The 19,434-nt window shown below is 38.0% G+C and carries 19 protein-coding genes; 1 reads left to right on the top strand and 18 read right to left on the bottom strand.

Annotation, left to right across the window (positions count from 1 at the left end; translation table 11 throughout):
• Positions 1-156: 156 nt before the first annotated feature.
• The 18 genes from minD to JMM81_RS00795 all read right to left on the bottom strand — a co-directional run bounded on the left by minD (position 157) and on the right by JMM81_RS00795 (position 18,134).
• On the bottom strand, positions 157-960 hold the full coding sequence (minD, locus tag JMM81_RS00880; RefSeq protein ID WP_256239625.1) for a septum site-determining protein MinD: 804 nt from the start codon (positions 958-960) through the stop codon (positions 157-159).
• 1 nt (position 961) lies between these two features.
• On the bottom strand, positions 962-1,642 hold the full coding sequence (gene minC, locus JMM81_RS00875) for a septum site-determining protein MinC (protein WP_256239624.1): 681 nt from the start codon (positions 1,640-1,642) through the stop codon (positions 962-964).
• A 576-nt stretch (positions 1,643-2,218) separates the two neighbouring features.
• On the bottom strand, positions 2,219-2,737 hold the full coding sequence (mreD, locus tag JMM81_RS00870) for a rod shape-determining protein MreD (RefSeq protein WP_256239623.1): 519 nt from the start codon (positions 2,735-2,737) through the stop codon (positions 2,219-2,221).
• Positions 2,734-3,621: a rod shape-determining protein MreC gene (mreC, locus tag JMM81_RS00865; RefSeq protein WP_256239622.1), complete on the bottom strand. Its 888-nt coding sequence runs from the start codon at positions 3,619-3,621 to the stop codon at positions 2,734-2,736. The genes mreD and mreC overlap by 4 nt, the downstream gene beginning before the upstream one ends.
• Positions 3,622-3,644: 23 nt before the next feature.
• The gene (locus JMM81_RS00860; protein ID WP_256239621.1) at positions 3,645-4,667 is read right to left on the bottom strand and encodes a rod shape-determining protein; all 1,023 of its coding nucleotides are present in this window, start codon (positions 4,665-4,667) and stop codon (positions 3,645-3,647) included.
• 275 nt (positions 4,668-4,942) lie between these two features.
• Positions 4,943-5,632, bottom strand: coding sequence for a RadC family protein (gene radC, locus JMM81_RS00855; protein WP_256239620.1), 690 nt, complete (start codon positions 5,630-5,632; stop codon positions 4,943-4,945).
• Positions 5,633-5,674: 42 nt separating this feature from the next.
• The gene (locus JMM81_RS00850) at positions 5,675-6,241 is read right to left on the bottom strand and encodes a Maf family protein (protein WP_256239619.1); all 567 of its coding nucleotides are present in this window, start codon (positions 6,239-6,241) and stop codon (positions 5,675-5,677) included.
• Between the two features lie 279 nt (positions 6,242-6,520).
• Positions 6,521-7,606: an SPOR domain-containing protein gene (locus JMM81_RS00845; protein WP_256239618.1), complete on the bottom strand. Its 1,086-nt coding sequence runs from the start codon at positions 7,604-7,606 to the stop codon at positions 6,521-6,523.
• A 138-nt stretch (positions 7,607-7,744) separates the two neighbouring features.
• On the bottom strand, positions 7,745-8,824 hold the full coding sequence (locus JMM81_RS00840) for a LysM peptidoglycan-binding domain-containing protein (RefSeq protein ID WP_256239617.1): 1,080 nt from the start codon (positions 8,822-8,824) through the stop codon (positions 7,745-7,747).
• Positions 8,821-9,468 (bottom strand): PilN domain-containing protein, encoded by a 648-nt coding sequence (locus tag JMM81_RS00835; RefSeq protein ID WP_256239616.1) that lies wholly within the window; start codon positions 9,466-9,468, stop codon positions 8,821-8,823. The genes JMM81_RS00840 and JMM81_RS00835 overlap by 4 nt, the downstream gene beginning before the upstream one ends.
• Before the next feature lie 2 nt (positions 9,469-9,470).
• Positions 9,471-10,424 carry a type IV pilus biogenesis protein PilM gene (pilM, locus tag JMM81_RS00830; protein WP_256239615.1) on the bottom strand — a complete coding sequence of 318 codons (954 nt, stop codon included), beginning with the start codon at positions 10,422-10,424 and terminating at the stop codon, positions 9,471-9,473.
• A 51-nt stretch (positions 10,425-10,475) separates the two neighbouring features.
• Positions 10,476-11,237, bottom strand: coding sequence for a prepilin peptidase (locus JMM81_RS00825; RefSeq protein WP_256239614.1), 762 nt, complete (start codon positions 11,235-11,237; stop codon positions 10,476-10,478).
• 42 nt (positions 11,238-11,279) lie between these two features.
• Positions 11,280-11,726 carry a type IV pilin protein gene (locus JMM81_RS00820; protein ID WP_256239613.1) on the bottom strand — a complete coding sequence of 149 codons (447 nt, stop codon included), beginning with the start codon at positions 11,724-11,726 and terminating at the stop codon, positions 11,280-11,282.
• A gap of 141 nt (positions 11,727-11,867) precedes the next feature.
• The gene (locus JMM81_RS00815; protein WP_256239612.1) at positions 11,868-13,073 is read right to left on the bottom strand and encodes a type II secretion system F family protein; all 1,206 of its coding nucleotides are present in this window, start codon (positions 13,071-13,073) and stop codon (positions 11,868-11,870) included.
• Position 13,074: 1 nt separating this feature from the next.
• Positions 13,075-14,115, bottom strand: coding sequence for a type IV pilus twitching motility protein PilT (locus JMM81_RS00810; protein ID WP_256239611.1), 1,041 nt, complete (start codon positions 14,113-14,115; stop codon positions 13,075-13,077).
• A gap of 12 nt (positions 14,116-14,127) precedes the next feature.
• Positions 14,128-15,792 (bottom strand): GspE/PulE family protein, encoded by a 1,665-nt coding sequence (locus tag JMM81_RS00805; protein ID WP_256239610.1) that lies wholly within the window; start codon positions 15,790-15,792, stop codon positions 14,128-14,130.
• 109 nt (positions 15,793-15,901) lie between these two features.
• Positions 15,902-17,116 carry a G5 domain-containing protein gene (locus tag JMM81_RS00800; RefSeq protein WP_256239609.1) on the bottom strand — a complete coding sequence of 405 codons (1,215 nt, stop codon included), beginning with the start codon at positions 17,114-17,116 and terminating at the stop codon, positions 15,902-15,904.
• 16 nt (positions 17,117-17,132) lie between these two features.
• Positions 17,133-18,134 (bottom strand): hypothetical protein, encoded by a 1,002-nt coding sequence (locus JMM81_RS00795; RefSeq protein ID WP_256239608.1) that lies wholly within the window; start codon positions 18,132-18,134, stop codon positions 17,133-17,135.
• An 833-nt stretch (positions 18,135-18,967) separates the two neighbouring features.
• Here JMM81_RS00795 and JMM81_RS00790 point away from each other — a divergent pair.
• On the top strand, positions 18,968-19,432 hold the full coding sequence (locus tag JMM81_RS00790; protein ID WP_256239607.1) for a type IV pilus modification PilV family protein: 465 nt from the start codon (positions 18,968-18,970) through the stop codon (positions 19,430-19,432).
• Positions 19,433-19,434 lie beyond the last annotated feature (2 nt).

Genomic DNA, 19,434 nt, shown 5'->3' with positions numbered 1-19,434 from the left:
ATCCTCCCACCATTCCTTATACGCCATATAATAGTACAAGTCTATGAGCCAATCCCAAAAAATATAACTCCACTTCCGTTCAGTGCCTAACACCAGAAATGAACATTTCCTTCTATGAAGAGAGCATAAAAAAACCGGAGATTAAAATCTCCAGTTTTATTTCACACCAAAAAATTTCTTTAGTTTTGAGAATACGCCTTGAGTTTCTTGTTCTAAAGGCTGGAGAGGGATGGATTCACCTAAGATCCTTCTCGCAATATTTCGATAGGCAATACTTGCTTTACTATTTGGATTAAGCGCTATGGGCTCACCTTTGTTGGAGGCCTTGATCACTTCATCGTCATCAGCCACAATTCCAATCAAATCGATCGATAGATGGGTCGTCACTTCATCCACATCAAGCATATCGCCATTTCTCATCATATGGCTACGAATACGGTTAATCACAAGCTTAGGAGGCTCAATACCTTCTTCTTTCTCAAGTAAGCCAATAATTCGATCTGCGTCTCTTACAGCAGAAACTTCTGGTGTTGTAACAACAATTGCTCGATCAGCACCAGCAACCGCATTTTTATATCCTTGTTCGATACCGGCCGGACAATCAATAACGATATAATCATAGTCTTGTTTCAAACCATCGACCAATATCTTCATTTGCTCTGGTGTCACAGCATTTTTATCACTTGTCTGTGCGGCAGGAAGAAGATAAAGAAGGTCATCAAATCGTTTATCCTTTACGAGTGCCTGATGCAATTTACATCTTTCTTCGATAACATCAACAAGATCATAGATGATTCGATTCTCAAGACCCATGACAACATCAAGGTTACGTAATCCGATATCTGTATCAACCAAACAAACCCGTTTGCCTTGAAGCGCTAAAGCTGTACCAATATTTGCAGAAGTTGTTGTTTTTCCAACTCCGCCTTTTCCTGATGTAATAACGATTGCTTCTCCCATCCTACCATCCCCTTTCCAGTCTCGTTAAATTGGGTCTAAGCTGAATTAACACTTGTAATCTATCAATCATAATTTGATTATTTTCATTTATGTAAGCACATTCCATTTCTCGGTTTTCTTGGTCCGTATAATGATCTGGTGCCCGATTAATAAATTCACCAATTCGAAGTTGTGAAGGCTTCATAATGGAAGCGGCAATAATCGCCTCTGTATTCCCATAACAACCAGCATGGGCAATCCCCTTTAAGACACCCATGACAAAAATATTTCCACCTGCCATGACAGTTCCACCAGGGTTCACATCACCAATGAGTAATAGATCTCCTGGTACTTTCACTACTTGACCTGAACGAACAATGCTTGAAACCGAAACAATCTTTTGTTCCTGCTTCATTTGTTCCACTTCTTCTTTTGTCATCACATTTGAAGAAACCGAATCTACCACTAGATTCTTCGTTTGAGTGATTAATTCTTTCAACTCTTCTATTTGCGTGTCCGTCAAATAGCGATTACCCACTTGAACCTTTACAGTGATCTGCTGTTGACCTTCCTGCGAGCGATAGTTTTCTGACAATTTCCAATAGAGCTCCTTCTTAAGCTCTTCAAAGGAACAACTGTCATTCAGATGGAGTGTTAACCCCTCTTTTGTTCCTTTAATGACTACATTTTGGAGTTTTTTCATTTCAAGATGTTCACCTCAACTAGATAAGAAAAGCACAAGCGCCTTGCTCACCCCCGACAAGCATAAGACAAACATTAACTGAAAGGTGTATTCTTTACCTTTCTAGGATGTTTGGCTTATGCTCTCGAGGGGATAGGCTCTAGAGCTAGACAGTAATCACAGTTCAAAATTTTATACTTTCTTACCTTATACGAAAAATACAAGGCGCCCACCTATCGGCTTATGACCAAAGATCTAATGACGCCTAAAGTTAGACCACTTGCTCACTATAAAAACGTATACTTTCTGACAAGAAACTTATTTGGAACAAACAATATTAAAAATAAATCCCTATCCCTTCAAATCATCTATTCTTTTTATACTAAAAAAGAACTAGACAACAAACAATACCGTTCTAAATACTTCGACAAAAATCGTTAAAACTCCTTTTTCAAAATAACAAAAAAGCTATCGTAACGAAATGAGTCATGTTCCTGATGGACGAACCCATTTGAAATAATATACAAAAATATCAACAAACCCTAATCTATCTACATAATAGAAAAGTAAAAATCAAGCGACTAAAGCCTTGATGCTTTAATCGTTTCTTAATGCTTCTGTAAAACGATCTAAATATTTTTTCAATGGGTAAGCAACAATCAGAATAAAAATAAAATTTAATACGAGAGTTGGAAACAGTCTACTATCGACAAAAATCGTTAAAGCCATAGTCGTATGGCCAATAATCAAATTCATGCCATAAACCCCAAATTCTAAAAGGGTAACACCTGCTAAGGCAACAAGACAAACAATCACAATATGACTTTGAAGTACTTTCATAATCCAAGTTGTGACATAGACCACTAATGGGATTAGAAATAAATAAATACCAATAATCTCAGTATACACGATATCAAAGAGAAGTCCGAAAATAAATCCATACATCAAGCCACTCTTCTTGTTCCCATAGATCGTCGTAAAAATAATCGCTACAATCAAAAAATGAGGTACTAATATTCTCGTACTAGCAAAAAACTTTTCAGGTAATAATTCAACAAACACACTCTCAAGAATAAAACAAAGACTTATAATAAGAGGAAGAAAAGCCTTTATCACTTTTTGTCCTCCTCCTCACCGATCATATCTTGTAATTCAGGTTGAATCATACTCCGCTTGACGACCATCACATGTTCAATATCATAGAAATTGGCTCCTGGCTTCACATAGGCCGTTTGTGTTAATCCATATTCATCTGGGACCACTTCTTCTACCGTTCCAATAATAAGTTGCGATGGAAAAACACCGCCCATACCTGATGTTTGGACAATTTGACCTTTTTCAATCTTGGCCTCGTATGGAATTCTTTTCAACAGTAAGCTTTCTGTCTCTCGGTCAAAACCTTCAATCTGTCCATAGTAGGTTTCATCCCCAACAATTTCAGCCGAAACACGATTGGTCGAATCATTTGAACTTAATAACTGAACAGTGGAAGTGAATTGGCGAGTATTTTTCACTTTTCCAATTAGCCCTGTTGAAGTGATAACTGGCATATTCCTTTCAATCCCAGTTGTCGAGCCTTTATTGATAATAACAAGTTCATTCCACATCCAGCGATCTGGATTACGACCAATAACCGTTGCTTGAATGGGTTCATAATCACTTAAGGACTCTTGCTTATCTACTATATCCCTTAACTCGTCATTTTCTTCTCGTAAGCTTTGGACATCTGCCTTAAGCTGTGCCAATTCATTTAACCGTGACTTTAACTCTTTATTTTCTTCATATGTATTTTGCAAGTCTTTTACATTTTCAAAAAAACCGGCAATAGAATGAGCCGGTCTTGACACAAGGGTTTGTACCCAGCCAGTTGTATCTTTAATAAACTGTTCCGGCCAGGTCAACTCTTCACGTTCCTTAAGCGAAAACCCTATTAATGCCACGAGAATGATAATGCTAACAAGCAAAATAATCAGGCGTTTGTTCAAAAAGAACTGTGGCATAGGTTACACCTCTATATTCAGTGTTAGCGAGAATCTCGCGCTTTATTTTTAAATAAATGAATGTGATCAAGTGCTTGACCGGTACCAATTGCCACACAATCCAATGGATTTTCAGCAATTAAAACAGGCATTTTTGTTTCTTCACTAATCACTTTGTCCAAATTACGTAAAAGCGCGCCCCCTCCTGTTAAAACGATTCCTCGGTCCATAATATCAGCAGCAAGCTCTGGTGGAGTCTTTTCAAGCGTCATTTTCACAGCATCTACAATGGCTTCCACTGTATCTGCTAACGCCGAAGCAATCTCTTTCGCTGTAATCTCGATCGTTTTTGGTAGTCCTGTTAGGAGATCGCGTCCACGAATTTCCATATTGTCAATTCCTTCTGAATCACCAGCTGAACCGATTTCCATTTTAATAGCTTCTGACGTACGTTCCCCAATCATTAAATTATAGGTTTTACGAATATAATTAACGATCGCATCGTCCATCTCATCTCCAGCAATACGGATCGATTCACTTGTGACAATTCCCCCAAGTGAAATGATCGCAACCTCTGTTGTTCCACCACCAATATCAACGACCATACTCCCAGTAGGTTCCCAAACAGGCAGATTCGCTCCAATTGCAGCTGCAAATGGTTCTTCAATCGTATAAGCATCCCGAGCGCCTGCTTGCCTTGTCGCATCTACTACCGCTCTTTCTTCAACTGCTGTTATACCTGAAGGAACACAAACCATAACATATGGTTTGCCCGAAAAAACACTCTTTGATTTAAGGGCTTCTTTTATATAATACTTCATCATGACTGCTGTTGTTTCATAATCTGCAATAACCCCATCCTTCATTGGGCGTAGTGCCACAACATTTCCCGGTGTACGGCCAATCATATTCTTTGCATCATTTCCAACGGCTACAATACTTTTTGTATCTGTTTGTAATGCGACAACTGAAGGCTCTCTCACTACAACCCCTTTTCCCTTTACATAAACAAGTGTATTTGCCGTACCAAGATCAATCCCAAGATCCCTTGTACCAAATCCAAACATTATTGTATCTCCCTTTCTGAAACAAAATACAAACTCCAATGAAAAGCGTAAGGCACCTGAAACTAAACTTTTCAAAATAAGGCCTATTTATCCTCTTTATTGGATAGGTTTCCCCCCACTGATGGAAGTTCATTTTATTGATTTAATTATTTTTTCATTTTCACAGACTTCATACTTTATCAAAAATAAATATGCATAATGTACCGAAAAATCAAGTGAATTCGTCAAAAATTCACAAATTACATTATATCCTAAGGTTTACTAAAATCCTAGTACTATAAATAACCTTTTTCCTTCAAACTGACAAATTTATTTTCCCCAATAATGAGATGATCGAGCAAATCAATCCCCAGTATTTTGCCACACTCATTTAAACGCTTTGTTACATCAATATCCTCACGACTTGGTGCCGGATCTCCGGAGGGGTGATTATGAATGCAAATAATCGAAGCTGCTGAACGGCGTAATGCTTCTTTGAACACCTCCCTAGGGTGCACGATCGAGGCATTAAGGCTTCCGATAAAAACGGTTTTCTTATGCATGACTTGATTTTTGGTGTTTAAATAAAGGGTAACGAAATGTTCTTGAGTGAGGAACCTCATGTCATTCATGACATATTTAGCCCCATCTTCTGGTGAGCGGATCACATAGCGGTCTTCAAGGTTTAGGTTGGATACCCTTCTGCCTAATTCAACAGCAGCTAATACTTGTATAGCCTTTGCGGTTCCAATTCCTTTTATCGAGGTAATTTCATCAAGGTGTGCATCTTTTAATAACCTTAACCCTTCAAAATGGGTTAAGAGTCGATTGGCGAGTTGAAGAACAGATTCTTCTTTCGTACCCGTACGAAGCATAAGCGCAAGTAACTCATGGTTTGATAAACTTTCTGGTCCGCTTTGAATAAAACGCTCACGTGGGCGTTCATCCTTTGGAAAATCGCGGATCATCAGCGACTCTGTCTGCATTTTATTTCCTTCTTTCCCGTAGAGCTCAGGAGTAAAGAAAGATCAAATAACATATCCTGCTTTTATTAATTCTCTCATCGTTCTTGCCACTGGAAGCCCGACTACAGAAAAATAATCTCCTGTTATTCCTTTCACAAGTAGACGACCAAACCCTTGGATGCCATAGGATCCAGCCTTATCAAACGGTTCACCCGTGTCAAGATACTTATTAATTTCTTCATCACTTAACTCCCAAAACACTACATCTGTTTTTTCGAAAAATGTCTGTTCATTTGTGGGCGTTACAATGGCCACCCCTGTATAAACGGAATGCGTTTTTCCAGAAAGACTTTTAAGCATAGAAAAAGCTTCCTCACGGTTTTGTGGTTTTCCTAAAACGTGATTGTCATTTACAACAACGGTGTCAGAGCCGATCACAAAAGAAGCGGGGTAGTCCTTGAATACAAATTTCGCCTTTCTAAAAGCTAGTTCCATCACAATTCTATCCGGCTTCCATTCTGGATCATAATGCTCGTCGACATCGCTACTTACTGTGTTAAATGACAATTGGAGATTTTCTAGAAGTTCTTTTCTACGTGGAGATGACGAGGCTAAAATGAGGTTTTGCATAGTTTCACCTTACCTTTACAATATTTAGGGAGATACAACTATATCCTATCATTAAAAGCGCTAACAAACAATTAAATTGCGACATTTATCTACGAATGCCTTCTTAAGATAATCGCTCAAAAAACCAGTGATAGACAAAGTTAGCGCATCGACATTCGCTTTTTTTGCCATCCCTGGTTTACTCTTCAATCTTCTCTATCATTTCCCGGAAAATACAATAATCGACGATATATAACATTTTATCTATTTTCATGCTTAGCAATCGCTAATCGCAGGAATTTACAGGCTTTGATAGTGAGCTAAAAAAGATAATAGATGCTGTTGGATTAAGTTTAAAGTACTAGGTTCCGGATTTTTATCATATATTTTCAACTGAACAGTTGCTGCTTCAAGTTGTGAATGGATTCCGGCAACCTCTTCATTCTGAAGCTTTTCTTTATCAATTCCAGCTAGATTCGAGGATTGCTTTTCAAAGTCCTCCATTAGACTAGCAGGGATACTATTCGAATTGGTAGCAGAGGTGACACTTGCTGTGAGAGTTTGATATAGGAGCGGGGATAACTCAAGTAGTTTCTTCTCTTGTTCATGAAGATTCCCTATTGTTTTTTCCCCGATCACAAATTCCTTCGAAAAGTTGCTAATCCCACTTTCGCTTAATCCCTTCCCCATTGTTTTTGCATCTGCAACACTATCCGCTACACGAACAAAAATCGCAAATTGTCCGTTTATAGGGACGATGACTGATGGAATTCCTTTATCCTTTAAAGTTGCTTGAATGTCTTCTGCTCCGCCTTGGGATGAATAAATGCCTTCTTGCACAATTGCCGTTGATAAGTCTGGAAGAGTTATTTCAACATTACCGCTCACAGCAGCTGGAGTGTCACTCTGTTGTTCCGTTTCAACAACCGGTGCCTCCTCTCCAACCACTTTTTCTGACGGCACCACTTTAAGTAATAGTAATCCGAAGAATGTACCTAGTAAAACAGCAAAAAAGACTGCCGAGACCATGGAAATATTTATTCCTTTTGTCGAAAACTTTTTTCCTTTTATTCCTTTTCCAAAATAAGTTGAAATTTTCAGTTTATCACTCTTCTTTTTTTCTGGTGGATCGGTTTTACATTCTTCAATTTCTGGGAGATTCCCTGTCCTCGGTAATACCCAGTCAAATTGTTCATCGTCTTCAGTTGACTCCTTTGCTACAGCTGCCTCTCGCTTAACTTGATTCGAGAGTTGGGACTGTTGTTGCTTTTCGGTTCCCGTTGTTTTTTTATTTATCGGATGCTCTCGCTTTTTCTCTTTCATAAAAGAACTTTCTTTCCCGTTGATCTTGATGGTAATCGTTTTCCCATTCTTTGGCTTGTCCATGTTAGGTCCAACCCCCTATCTTTTGCGCGTTGGTACCATCCTAACATAGGACCCCAAAAAAATAACAAGACTTTTGTCGTCTTGTTATCGAATGCTTTCGTCAAATTTCTCAGTGGAATTTATTTAAAAAACAATTCGTTATTTCCCCATTTTCTCTCCTTCTTCAAAAGGAATGATGAGCTTTTGACCTATAAAAATAAGATGACCGAAAATCCCATTTGCATCCCTTATCTTTTGCATTCCTTCGATGGAATGATAGTAGTGAAAAGCAAGTTCAAAAATGGTATCTCCAGGCTTGACCGTATGGATGAGGTATGGTTCATCTTTTATCATATTCTCTCCATCTTGACCAGCGTTACCTTCACCTTCTTGAGGATTCTTTTCGTCTTGAACAGTGTTGCCTTCACCTTCTGCACTGTTCTCTCCGTCTTGCACACTATTTTCTCCATCTTTGACAGCAGAAGGCTTTCTCGGGATATGCGTTCTCTCTATTTTGGATGGATCATACACGCTAAAAGTGCTAAATGGATTTTTCCTTTTAGCAGGTCCTGGGTTTTCCATTTTCGGCAATTGATCGATTAAATCCGTTAAAGTAGGCATATAAAAAGCGGAAAGTGTCACTTGAAAGGACAAGGGTTCGTCCTCTTGATCTGCTTCGATGACCTCATCACTACCCGTAAAGTCAATAGACTCAACGACCGTAATACGCTTAGAACGTTCAAGTGTTCCAATAAAGTCTTCTAGTTCAAAATAGCTTGGTGACTCGATGTTCATCGAAACGGTAATCTTTTTTACCCCTTCAGGTAAAGAAATTGTTGTTGGTTCTTGTTCACCGCTATTATCCGATGCCGCTTGTCCATCTTCCACATTCGTCTCTTCTACTATATTCACTTCACTGTCCGCAAAGCTCATACGACTGACAAAACTGCCCGAAACTACTTCAGCTTTTTCTATGTCTAACAACAATTGTTCCGTTAACGGTTTTACAGGGACAAGTTCCTGTATGCTTGTGCTGGCAAACTTATTTTTAGTTGGTTCCACACGTTTACTTTCTAAAACAGATAATAATTGCTGCTGTGTTTTTAATTCTTTTTCTTTTTGATCTATTAACCCCATTTTTGGATATAACACAAAAAAGTAAATACCAACAATCAATAGGGTCAATAGGATAATCATTCCAATAATTGTCCATTTTCCATTCGGCAGTTTCACATTCATGAATCCTCTCCTCCCTTCTGTTCGGAGGATTGTGAGGCTAGTTCATTTTTGATCGCATTTTTACTTAAGGTAATATCAAAGTTTGCAACATATCGCGGAACATATTTTTCATTTTTCAATAAAGTTTCATCTACTTCAGAGTCCCCTAATTGTTTATCGTAGAACCCAGTCTCTGCATCGATATTTTTCAATTTGGCATCCTCTATCCAATCGGACTTGAGCAACGTATTTAAATAGTAGGCAGCTTCTCTAGTTGATTCAAATTGAACACGTACATTAACTCTTCCTGTTTCTTCATAATTAAATGTTTGAATAAACCCTCTCTCAGGCAAGAGTTCAGTCAATTTATTTAAAACAGGAACGGTTTTAATCGGATATTGTTTGGCCCATTCTACTGTTTGTTCTAGCTGAGTTAGAGAGTCTGACGATTCATAGGAAGTCATTTTCTGCTGTTCAAGCTCCACTAGCGCCTCAGTCGACGCAATTTGCTGTTCGATCGAGGCGATTTTATTCTCATATGTACGATTAAGCCAAAAAACGAAAAATCCATCAATAAGGAGGATTGCAACGGAAATAATGGCTAGCAATAAAAGGGATTTATTTTTTGTATCTTTCTCAGGTAATAAGTTAATGTCTACAAGCATTTTTACACCCCTTTTAAGGCAAGTCCTAGTGCTAAATAATAAGTATGCGGTAAGATTTGGTCGTTTGGAACCTTCTCTTCATAAGAGATGGTTTCTAATGGAACCGCAAAACGTCCTCTAAGATCCTTTTTAATCCTTCCAATCATCGGATGATCTCCGTTTAACAAAATTTTGGAAACTTGTTTCTTTCCTTGATGCAAGGAATAACGATAAAAGTCCATTAACCGGTTAATCTCTTTGTAAATATCGTCAAGTTGGTAGTTTAACTCGTCTTGTTCACCGACATAGGATAATGTATACTCTCCATTTTTATTTAAATTCATTTTCCATTGTTCCTCATCAAAGTCAACGGGCAAATGATGCATGAAAAATGGGATATGGTTTTCAAATATACAAATATTCACCGTATTTAAATCAAATTGAACAACAAGTAAGTCCTCATTCCTTTTTGTCTGATCTAAATGATCATACAATCGATATAAGGCTAATGGAGAAATCTCTGCTTCAATCGGGTCTAACTTTAAATCTGAAAAAAGATCACTATATTCCATTACATTTTCTTCTTGAGCAGCAAAAATAAGGATTTCTTTTTTCTCTTTATCTGAGGAGAGGACAACCGCATCAAACACAGGCTCCTCAAACGGCAGATGGATACTGGATCCTAGTTCCAAGTATAAATACCCTTTTATTTCGTCATCCTCCACATTCGCAGGGATGGTCACTTTACGAATAATGACAAAGAATTCAGGAATTAAGAAGCGTACTTGTCGCTTGCGAATCTTCCATTCCGTTATACACTCTTCTAAAATCATCGAGAGTGTTTCGTAGTCGTTAATTTTTCCATTGCTAATAATCCCGGCTGGTAACAAGCGCTCCCCCCATTTATAAGCAATGGGCGGGTTCGCTTGTTTTAGCTCGAGATAACGGATGGAATGATCATTAATGACTATATTCACAATTCTCTTTTTGGGGGACAAGAAGGATAAAGGCATCATAAAACCCTTTCATTAAAAGCCTAGTGTTAAAATATGTAAGTAGTAGTAGATGATTTCGTCATAATAATAATAAGCGGTAAGCGTTCCTAGTGCAATAAAGGGCCCAAACGGAATCGGTTTCCCGCGTTTGACGATTTTGAATACTAGCCCAATGATACCAAACAAGGCGCCGTATAAAGTGGATAAGAAAAATGATACTAACATTACTTTCGTCCCAACTACAAACCCAATGAGGGCAAATAACTTAATATCCCCGCCACCCATGCCACCTTTTGAGACAATGGCAATCAGGAGCAATAAAGTAAAGCCGATTGCTGCACCAAGCAAGGAATCCCACCATGGTGTGAGTGGAAGAAAGATTCGTTCCACCAAAAAAATCCCCGCAAACACGATTAAAATCTTATCAGGGATGAGCATATAGGTAATATCTGACACAAAAATAATGATGAACAGTGAAATTAATGTCCAAGCAACGAACAGCTCTGTTGTCCAGCCAAGAACAAGTGGAGCAGAAACAAATAATAATCCGGTTGTCAGCTCGACTAATGGATAAATAGGAGAAATGCCTGTCTTACATTGACGGCATTTCCCCCCTTGAAATACATATGATAGCACTGGAATCAACTCAAGAGCTGTTAACTGATGGTAACAGTTAGGACAGGCTGAGCGTGGTGCTACGATTGATTTATTTTCTGGTATTCTTAGACCGACTACGTTGTAAAAGGAACCGAGTGTTAGACCGTATATGAAAGTTATTAATAGTACAATATTCATGATTTAACACTCCAATTATCCTTTTTTATATAACCTACAGTATTATTCTGGCGCTCCTCCGTCATACTGATACTCTGAAACCACTGTGACTGTTCCATTAAATTGAGCAGCACCATCTTCACCTTTTTCTGTTATACTATCTATTGCGGTTGCCTCTATTGTTGGAACCCCATCAGAAAAAGTTACTGTAAAACTAGCAAGGTTTTCTATTTCATCAATATATACTTCCAAGTCATTTGTATCAGCAGCAGCATTCATAGTTAGAGATGTATTACTATCAACTTCATGACTAGCTGCATACATCTTAGCAGAGTTTAATACCTGAATAGCGTCAGCTTTAGCAGCATCATATTGCGATTTAGAAATAATCCCACCAATACTTGGAACCGCAATGGCAGAAATAATCCCCAAAATGACAATAACGGCAAGCAATTCTACCAATGTCAAACCGCGCTGATCTTTTAAACGTTTTTTGATATTTTTCAACATATTTATCTCCCCTTTTATTCTATCTATAATAGTTATATTTAACTATTATAATTATACTTTAGCAAATTTCAACAAACAACGTCACATTTTTTCCATAAAAACCGTGACATTTTTCTTATATTTCATAATATTTTCTAAAATTTATCCAACTTGATTAAAGATCTCGAACATCGGTACCATGATTGCCATGACAATGGTCCCTACCAATGCTGCTAAGAAAACAATCATAAGTGGTTCGATTAAGGATTTAATGCGGTCCGTACTGTTCTCCACTTCTTGCTCATAGAAATCAGCCACCTTCCCAAGCATCGCATCAAGTGATCCCGTTTCTTCCCCTATCGCAATCATTTGCGTCACAAGAGGAGGAAAGGCCCAATGCCTTTTCATCGGTTCTGTCAACGATCGACCTCTTTCCAACGAATCGCGTGATTGTCGAATCACACGAGAAATCACTTCGTTTTCGACAACATTCTCCACAATCGACATCGCTTGTAAGATCGGAACAGAGCTAGTGAATAAGGAACTTAATGTTCTCGTCATCCGAGCTAGTACCGCTTTTTGTAGCATCTTCCCAAAAATCGGAATACGCAACACGAAATAATCAAAATAATATTTCGTCTCCTTATTTTGCCGAATAAATAGAATTCCTGTGATCAGTCCGCCGATCATCCCAACAACAAGCCACCAAAATTTCTGCATAAAATGACTTGCATTCAGGACAAACTGCGTAATCACTGGTAGCTCTCCACCGAAATCAGCAAACATGCTCACAAATGTCGGGACAACGGAAACAAGAAGAAACATCACAACCGCTATCGCAATAATGCCGACAACAACTGGATAAGCAAGCGCCGACTGTATTTTCGACCTTGTGTTATGCTGCTTCTCAAAATGAACAGCTAAGCGATCTAACGTTTCATCCATATTTCCTCCCACTTCACCAGCCCGAATCATATTGATAAACATCGAAGAAAATATTTTCTTATGCTTGGCAGCGGAATCGGATAAGGGCTTTCCCTCTTGCAACTCTTGTTCCATATCAAGGAGTGCTTTTTTTAATGCTTTACTTTCGGTTTGTTCAGCGAGAATTCTTGTGGAGTCTACAACGGAGACACCTGCTTTCAAAAGCGTGGCAAACTGCCGCAAATAAATAACCATATCCTGGAGTTTGACAGGTGAACCAATGGAAATATCCTTTGTCAGCAGGGTCTCTGGAACTTCGGTCATTTCTAATACTCTGATGCCATCATTCCTCAGCTTTTGCATCGCTTCTCTTTTTGAGGAAGCGGTGATCATACCTTGTTTCTTCCCTTTACGATCTCGGCCTGAGTATTTAAAGCGTGCCATCTTAGCTTAATTTCTCCTGTAGGAATGGCTCTGCTGCTTCTTTTGAGATGATTCCAGATTGGACCAGTTCTTTAATGCTCATTTCAATGGTATGCATCCCATAGGCACGTGACGTTTGCATCACATTAACAATTTGGTGGATTTTCTCGTTGCGAATTAAATTGGCAACAGCCGCATTATTAAGGAGAATTTCAGTTGCTGCCCGACGACCTTTTTTATCAACAGTTTGAAATAAGCGCTGTGAAATAACCGAAACAAGTACAGATGCCAATTGAATTCTTACTTGCGCTTGTTGCGAGGGAGGAAAAACATCAATAATCCGGTTAATCGTTGCTGGTGCGCTTGACGTATGTAAGGTTCCAAACACTAAATGCCCTGTTTCAGCCGCTGTAATCGCCGTATGAATCGTTTCAAGGTCACGCATCTCCCCAACAAGAATGACATCAGGGTCTTGCCTTAAAGAAGCTCGTAAACCATTCGCAAAGTTCTTCGTATCAAAGCCTACTTCTCGTTGATCAATGATGGAATGACTATGCTTGTGTAAGTACTCAATTGGATCTTCTAATGTAATAATATGCTTTCTCATATTCTGATTCATATATTGAATCATGGAAGCTAATGTCGTCGATTTCCCACTTCCAGTCGGTCCCGTCACCAGTACAAGTCCTTGTGGTTTTTCAGCAATTTTCTTTAACACATCCGGCAATTGTAATTCCTCAATTGTCGGGATTCTTGTCGGCACAATTCTCACAGCCATCGAGATGCATGACCGTTGAAAATAGGTATTTACACGGAAACGAGAAACGCCAGGAATGCCGTAGGAAAAGTCTAACTCCCCTTTTTCCTTAAACTGTTCCCACATATTATCTGGGATAATGGCCTTAGCCATTCCTTCTGTATCAGCAGGATTCAAAATATCTTTGCCGTATCTTTTTAAATCTCCATTGATTCTCATAATCGGCGGGACACCAATCGTTAAATGAATATCTGATGCCTTTAATTCAAAGGCCGCTCTCAATAAATGATCAATCATTTCTTTCATTTTTTTGCACCTCTATTCAGGTAATGCCACTCGTAATATTTCTTCTGTTGTTGTCAAACCTTGTTTCACCTTTAACAACCCATCATCAATAAGAAAAATCGTTTTGTTCTTGATCGCTAATTCTCTCAGTTTTGTAAAGGAATCCTCGTTCATAATGACTCGTTTCATATCATCATTAATCACCAACACTTCATGGATCGCGATCCGACCTTTATACCCTGTCATATTACAGGAAGAACAGCCTCTTCCACGGGTAATTTTGTCAACCTTCATCCCCCGTTTGATAAAGATTTCAATTTCCCTATTTGAAGGAGCCTGTTCTTCAGCACAGTCACGACAAACCTTTCGCACTAATCGTTGCGCAACCACTCCACTTAATGAGGATGCCACTAAAAACGGCTCCACTCCCATATCCACAAGTCTTGTTAGCGTTCCAAGTGAGTCATTTGTATGAAGCGTGCTTAAAACTAAATGCCCAGTCAACGATGCACGTATCGCTACATCTGCGGTTTCTTTATCACGAATTTCTCCGACCATGATAATATTCGGATCTTGACGGAGAATGGAACGGAGTCCAGCCGCAAATGTCATTCCGATATTAGCATTCACCTGAATTTGATTAATTCCCTCAATCTGATATTCAACAGGATCTTCAATCGTAATAATGTTAACCTCTTCACTATTAAGGTTATTTAGAGCTGCATAAAGTGTGGAAGACTTTCCCGAACCCGTTGGTCCAGTGATCAGAACAATTCCTGTCGGTTTTTCAATCATGTCGGTAAACCGCTTTAAGTTCAGTTTATTGAAGCCTAATTTGTTTATATCATTTAAAGAGCTTCCTAAATCTAAAATCCGCATAACAATTTTTTCGCCAAATACCGTTGGCAATGTTGCCATACGAAGATCAATGGGATGAAAGTCCAAATTCACCTTAATCCGACCATCTTGTGGTACACGGTGTTCTGTAATATCAAGGTTGGCCATAATTTTAATTCTGGCTGTAAGCAGACTTTGCATATGCTTTGGCAACACTCTTTCCGTCCGTAAAACGCCATCAACACGATATCGAATGGCAACCTTCGTTTCTTGAGGATCGATGTGGATATCACTGGCCTTCATCGTAACCGCATTTGATAAGAGCTGGTTAACAAGACGAACAACCGGTGAGTCTTCTGCCGTCATGGTTTCTTCTTGTACTACCTCATCACCATCAGAAAGGTTTCCAATCAACTCTTCAAACCCTTCATCGATGTTATAGTACTTGTTAATGGCCCTTAAAATATCATCCTTTGTCGCAATCGCTGTTTCAATTTGAAATCCTGTTGAGAGGCGCAAATCGTCAATGGCAAAAAAATCCATCGGATCAGCCATAGCCACGAAGAGCCTATCCCCATCCTTTTTAAGTGGAATTAATTGATTTCGTTTAGCCATTTCTTTCGGTATTAAATTAAAAAGCTTCGTATCAAACGGATAACGATACAAACTTATATGAGGAATTTCAAGTTGGAATTCTAATACCTCAATAAGCTGCTGTTCTGTTAAATGACCTCTTTGTAACAAAGCGTCCCCGAGCTTTTGACCCGAACTTTTTTCATTTAATGTTGTTTGTAGCTGTGCTTCTGTTATAAGACCTGATTCAACAAGTAGATCACCCAGTCTTTTGCGAGTTTGTTGCATCCTTCTACCTCATTCCCTACCATTATTCATGCTTTCTCCAACCACTATTCTCCAAGATCTTCTTCTGGTGCAGGATAGACCGTGTCGTTGTTCGTACTTCCTGCTTCTTCTAGCGGCTCTGTCTCATCTGCCTTATCATCCGTAGGTTATCATTAGCGGTATCGGCTGCGCTCTCACTGCTGATTAAACTACGTACCTCGACTTGATGAATTGGAGCATAAAAGTCTTCTGAGATCCTTTCATTCTTTATCCTTTTACCCTTTTCATCATAGGTTTCTCGGTATATCCGAATCAATAGCCCGTCCTTACCTTCTGTTTTCACACTCTGCTCTCCTGATGATAATTGCGAATTAAATTGAACGATCGTCTTTGGTTGAAATGTTTCTTTTTCTTTCTCAACTACTTTATATTCATATAAAAAGCTTGTTCCTGTTAGCGACACAACTAAATCATGATCATTCCAGTCAAATTGTAGCTTGTACGTAGAATCATTCGGATTAAAAAAAACAAGATCTATGTTTCTCTCAGGATTTATTTTTGCTTCATAGCCAAGCTTTGCATAGCCTGGCAAACTCTCACTAATATGTCTTTCAATAATAGAGAAATTTGTTTGTAAAACGACTTCGTAAATAGCTGAGGCCATTATGCTTAACATTTTAGCAGAATTGTACTGAATTCCTGATTGTTCTAGCTGAGCAAGCAAAGAAAACTCGGACATTGGAGCAATTTCGACCTCACCGATATTCTCAAGCATATTTCTTACCGGATCAGATAGACCGGCTTCTACTGTCGCTTCAATTGTTCCATAATCATTTGCAGCTCCATTATTTAATACAAACTCTTCTAACCTTAGCTTGTATTTGCCAGTTTGCAGCATACTCGCCTTTCCAAGAATCTCTTCTTCAACCTTTTCAAGATCAAAATCTACCTTTTGATTGGATGGAGATATTTTACTCAGCATCATTTCTATTTCATCTGAATAGACCAATACGTTATTTTTTTGACCCTCTATTGCCCTATCCACAGATTCCTGTACATCAAAAGCAATGGAATAAAGATCAAATAGAATCTTTTTCTCTTTATACTGAACCTGTATCTCCGTTTTATTCAGCCAACTTACTAGTTGTTCATCTACCATTTGTAGGGCTTCTGATTTTGTTGTACCAGAAACATTAACAGAGCCAACGAACGTCCCCTCATCAAAGGAATCACTTTTATTCATAATGGTATCGTAAGCTACGACACCAAAATGGGAGAAGCTAAAAATATAGGACGTACAAAGAGCTAAAACAATAAACAATTTCAAGGTCTGCTTATTTCCCATATGACCCCACCTTATTTTAAGATTGCTGTACTACTTGTTTTTTGAATTCCTTAATGGGCTCAATTTCATCCCCCCACTCAACGTTTTCCTCAACATCTATTGACCGAGGCTGTTCGATTTGTTCAAGCTCCAGAACGGGGATTTCGATATCCTCATCTTGTTCTTCCTTTTCAAGATTAGAAGGAACTTCTTCTCCCCCCCTATCAAATTCAGGGGTTTCCTCCAGCATGTCTTTGGAAAAGTCCTTATTCTCAACATCTGTTTCGAGCAAAGAGTCAATTCCATTTCCCTCTAGCATTTGTTCAATTTCAGCCATATAACCGACAGCTTCTTCTGATTTCGAACTTATATTCTCGTCTATTTGTGACGCTTCTTTTATGAGTATGAGTTCTTCTCGTTTTAGTAAAAAGGAAATGTCTTCGTCTAAATCTTCAACCATTTCCACTTTTTCTTTCTCTAGCGCTTGATGTTCTTTAGCAAAGGAATTTTCAGTCTCACTTTTTATTAACGACAACTCTTGATTTACTACAGAGATTTCTTCTTTATGAGAATCCTGCTTCATTTCGATTGTCATTGATTTTTCTTTGTTTTCATGTAAATCTACTAATTTCGCAATTTCTTCTGGACTTAATGGATTATTGGAAGAATGATCTAATACTCGTTCTACCATCTCATCTTCTTGAAAAACTTCTTCTTTCACCAATAAATCTTCTTGCGTTCCTTTATGAGCCTGATCTTCTCCCTGCAAAGCATCCATTGTTTTAACTGGTTTCGAAAGGTAAAGGATATTTTTTAATTTTGAATCAAGCAAGATAGAAAAAAGAATAACGAACAATAACATGATAAGCACCGTCTGCCAGATAGGAAACCTCCATTGAGACAGCAACCCAAGATTCGCTATCAAAAAAGCGACTCCTATTAATACAAATTTTCCTTTTAGGGAAAAACCTAACGGTAAAAAATATAGGGTAGGGGCTAGAATAACTAAGGATGCTAGCGTGAATATTAAATTTTCCATTTCTATTTCCCCCTTAAGATAATTGGATTGTCAAAAAGAGTTATAAATAACACATAATGTAAACCCTTTCATTTATATAGTATTTTTCAACGAAATGTTACAATTTACAAAAAACACCCTACCTTTATCCTGAATTTATAAGTATTATATATTAGTTATTTTATAATAGTTTTATTCCATTAGAAAGAAAAATAAAGAGGTAATAATCCTTTTATCCTATTTAGATCACACAAGAAAATTCATGTTAATCTTTCATTTTCATTAACCTTAAGCACATTTCCTGTGTGAGATTTTTACCCATTTAATTTCCCCAGTTAAAACTCCTCTCATTCACGTAACATCTTAATTATAAGTTTAAAATTTTATGATAAGCTCGTCAAATTTAGACAATTTCGGCACTTTTCATGCTAATAAATGTTAAATTACTTGGAATTAATCTACTTGATCTCAACCAATAAGTAATTCCCTCATATGACTTCTTAAAAACAAGTTTTTAATCAAAAATGAATTTTCCCCCTTGATACAAGATAATCATCTTAAAAGCTATATAATCTACGCTCACTTGCTACTTTCACACTTTGTTCTTTTCTATAAGTCTAAATAACAAAGAAGAGATTTTTTTTGGAAAACCTCTATTATACGCTCTAAAGGACCTAAGTATTTAGAACTGCATCAAACACCCCTGAATAAAATCTGATATAATTTATATATAAATAAAAATCATATTCTTACCTACCTATTCATCATTTCGAACATAGGAAACCACCTTGTCTCATACACAAAAGTTTAATGTTCTAGTAATCATCCACTATATCTCTGAAGGAGAAATTTACATGATCCACCACAATCAAAAAGGAGTAACTCTCTTAGAAGTCCTCTTATCCATTGTCATCTTAACCATTATTCTTGTGTCGATTATGAACCTTCTCCCTCAAATGGGATTTATGAATAAGCAGAACGAAGATAAGCAACAGGCCATTAATTTGGCGAAGAAGGAATTGATTTATTGGCAAGGAACGTTGGAAAGTAGTAACTTTACGAGTTTTAAAGGCAACCCTGAACAAGATTACCCTTTCATTGAAGAAGACGATATTATTTCTACTAACATCGACACCATTATAATAGAAACCGACACAACGGGACCAGCCAATTCAATATTTAATGTGGAAGTGATCATACAAAAGGATTCTGACTTAGATTCAGAACCGATTAAAGCATATCCACTTCATATTAAACTGTTTAAAAACAAGGGCACGCTAGTTAGCGAAACATATGGATATGTCTTTTATGAAGGGTGAGT

This window comes from Bacillus sp. V3B (assembly GCF_024494465.1).
In the GTDB taxonomy this organism is placed as follows: Bacteria; Bacillota; Bacilli; order Bacillales; family Cytobacillaceae; genus Bacillus_BD.
The sequence above is the reverse complement of the archived record's forward strand: the minus strand, read 5'-3'. Positions and strand labels throughout refer to the sequence as shown.

Excerpts from the sequence above, each read along its gene's own strand:
- mreC (WP_256239622.1), bottom strand. The coding sequence starts at position 3,621 with ATGCCACAGTTCTTTTTGAACAAACGCCTGATTATTTTGCTTGTTAGC.
- JMM81_RS00800 (WP_256239609.1), bottom strand. The coding sequence starts at position 17,116 with ATGGGAAATAAGCAGACCTTGAAATTGTTTATTGTTTTAGCTCTTTGT.
- JMM81_RS00825 (WP_256239614.1), bottom strand. The coding sequence starts at position 11,237 with ATGAATATTGTACTATTAATAACTTTCATATACGGTCTAACACTCGGT.
- JMM81_RS00810 (WP_256239611.1), bottom strand. The coding sequence starts at position 14,115 with ATGAAAGAAATGATTGATCATTTATTGAGAGCGGCCTTTGAATTAAAG.
- JMM81_RS00835 (WP_256239616.1), bottom strand. The coding sequence starts at position 9,468 with ATGCTTGTAGACATTAACTTATTACCTGAGAAAGATACAAAAAATAAA.
- JMM81_RS00840 (WP_256239617.1), bottom strand. The coding sequence starts at position 8,824 with ATGAATGTGAAACTGCCGAATGGAAAATGGACAATTATTGGAATGATT.
- JMM81_RS00805 (WP_256239610.1), bottom strand. The coding sequence starts at position 15,792 with ATGCAACAAACTCGCAAAAGACTGGGTGATCTACTTGTTGAATCAGGT.
- JMM81_RS00845 (WP_256239618.1), bottom strand. The coding sequence starts at position 7,606 with ATGGACAAGCCAAAGAATGGGAAAACGATTACCATCAAGATCAACGGG.
- minC (WP_256239624.1), bottom strand. The coding sequence starts at position 1,642 with ATGAAAAAACTCCAAAATGTAGTCATTAAAGGAACAAAAGAGGGGTTA.
- JMM81_RS00860 (WP_256239621.1), bottom strand. The coding sequence starts at position 4,667 with ATGTTTGGATTTGGTACAAGGGATCTTGGGATTGATCTTGGTACGGCA.
- JMM81_RS00795 (WP_256239608.1), bottom strand. The coding sequence starts at position 18,134 with ATGGAAAATTTAATATTCACGCTAGCATCCTTAGTTATTCTAGCCCCT.
- JMM81_RS00815 (WP_256239612.1), bottom strand. The coding sequence starts at position 13,073 with ATGGCACGCTTTAAATACTCAGGCCGAGATCGTAAAGGGAAGAAACAA.
- JMM81_RS00820 (WP_256239613.1), bottom strand. The coding sequence starts at position 11,726 with ATGTTGAAAAATATCAAAAAACGTTTAAAAGATCAGCGCGGTTTGACA.
- JMM81_RS00790 (WP_256239607.1), top strand. The coding sequence starts at position 18,968 with ATGATCCACCACAATCAAAAAGGAGTAACTCTCTTAGAAGTCCTCTTA.
- radC (WP_256239620.1), bottom strand. The coding sequence starts at position 5,632 with ATGCAGACAGAGTCGCTGATGATCCGCGATTTTCCAAAGGATGAACGC.
- minD (WP_256239625.1), bottom strand. The coding sequence starts at position 960 with ATGGGAGAAGCAATCGTTATTACATCAGGAAAAGGCGGAGTTGGAAAA.
- JMM81_RS00850 (WP_256239619.1), bottom strand. The coding sequence starts at position 6,241 with ATGCAAAACCTCATTTTAGCCTCGTCATCTCCACGTAGAAAAGAACTT.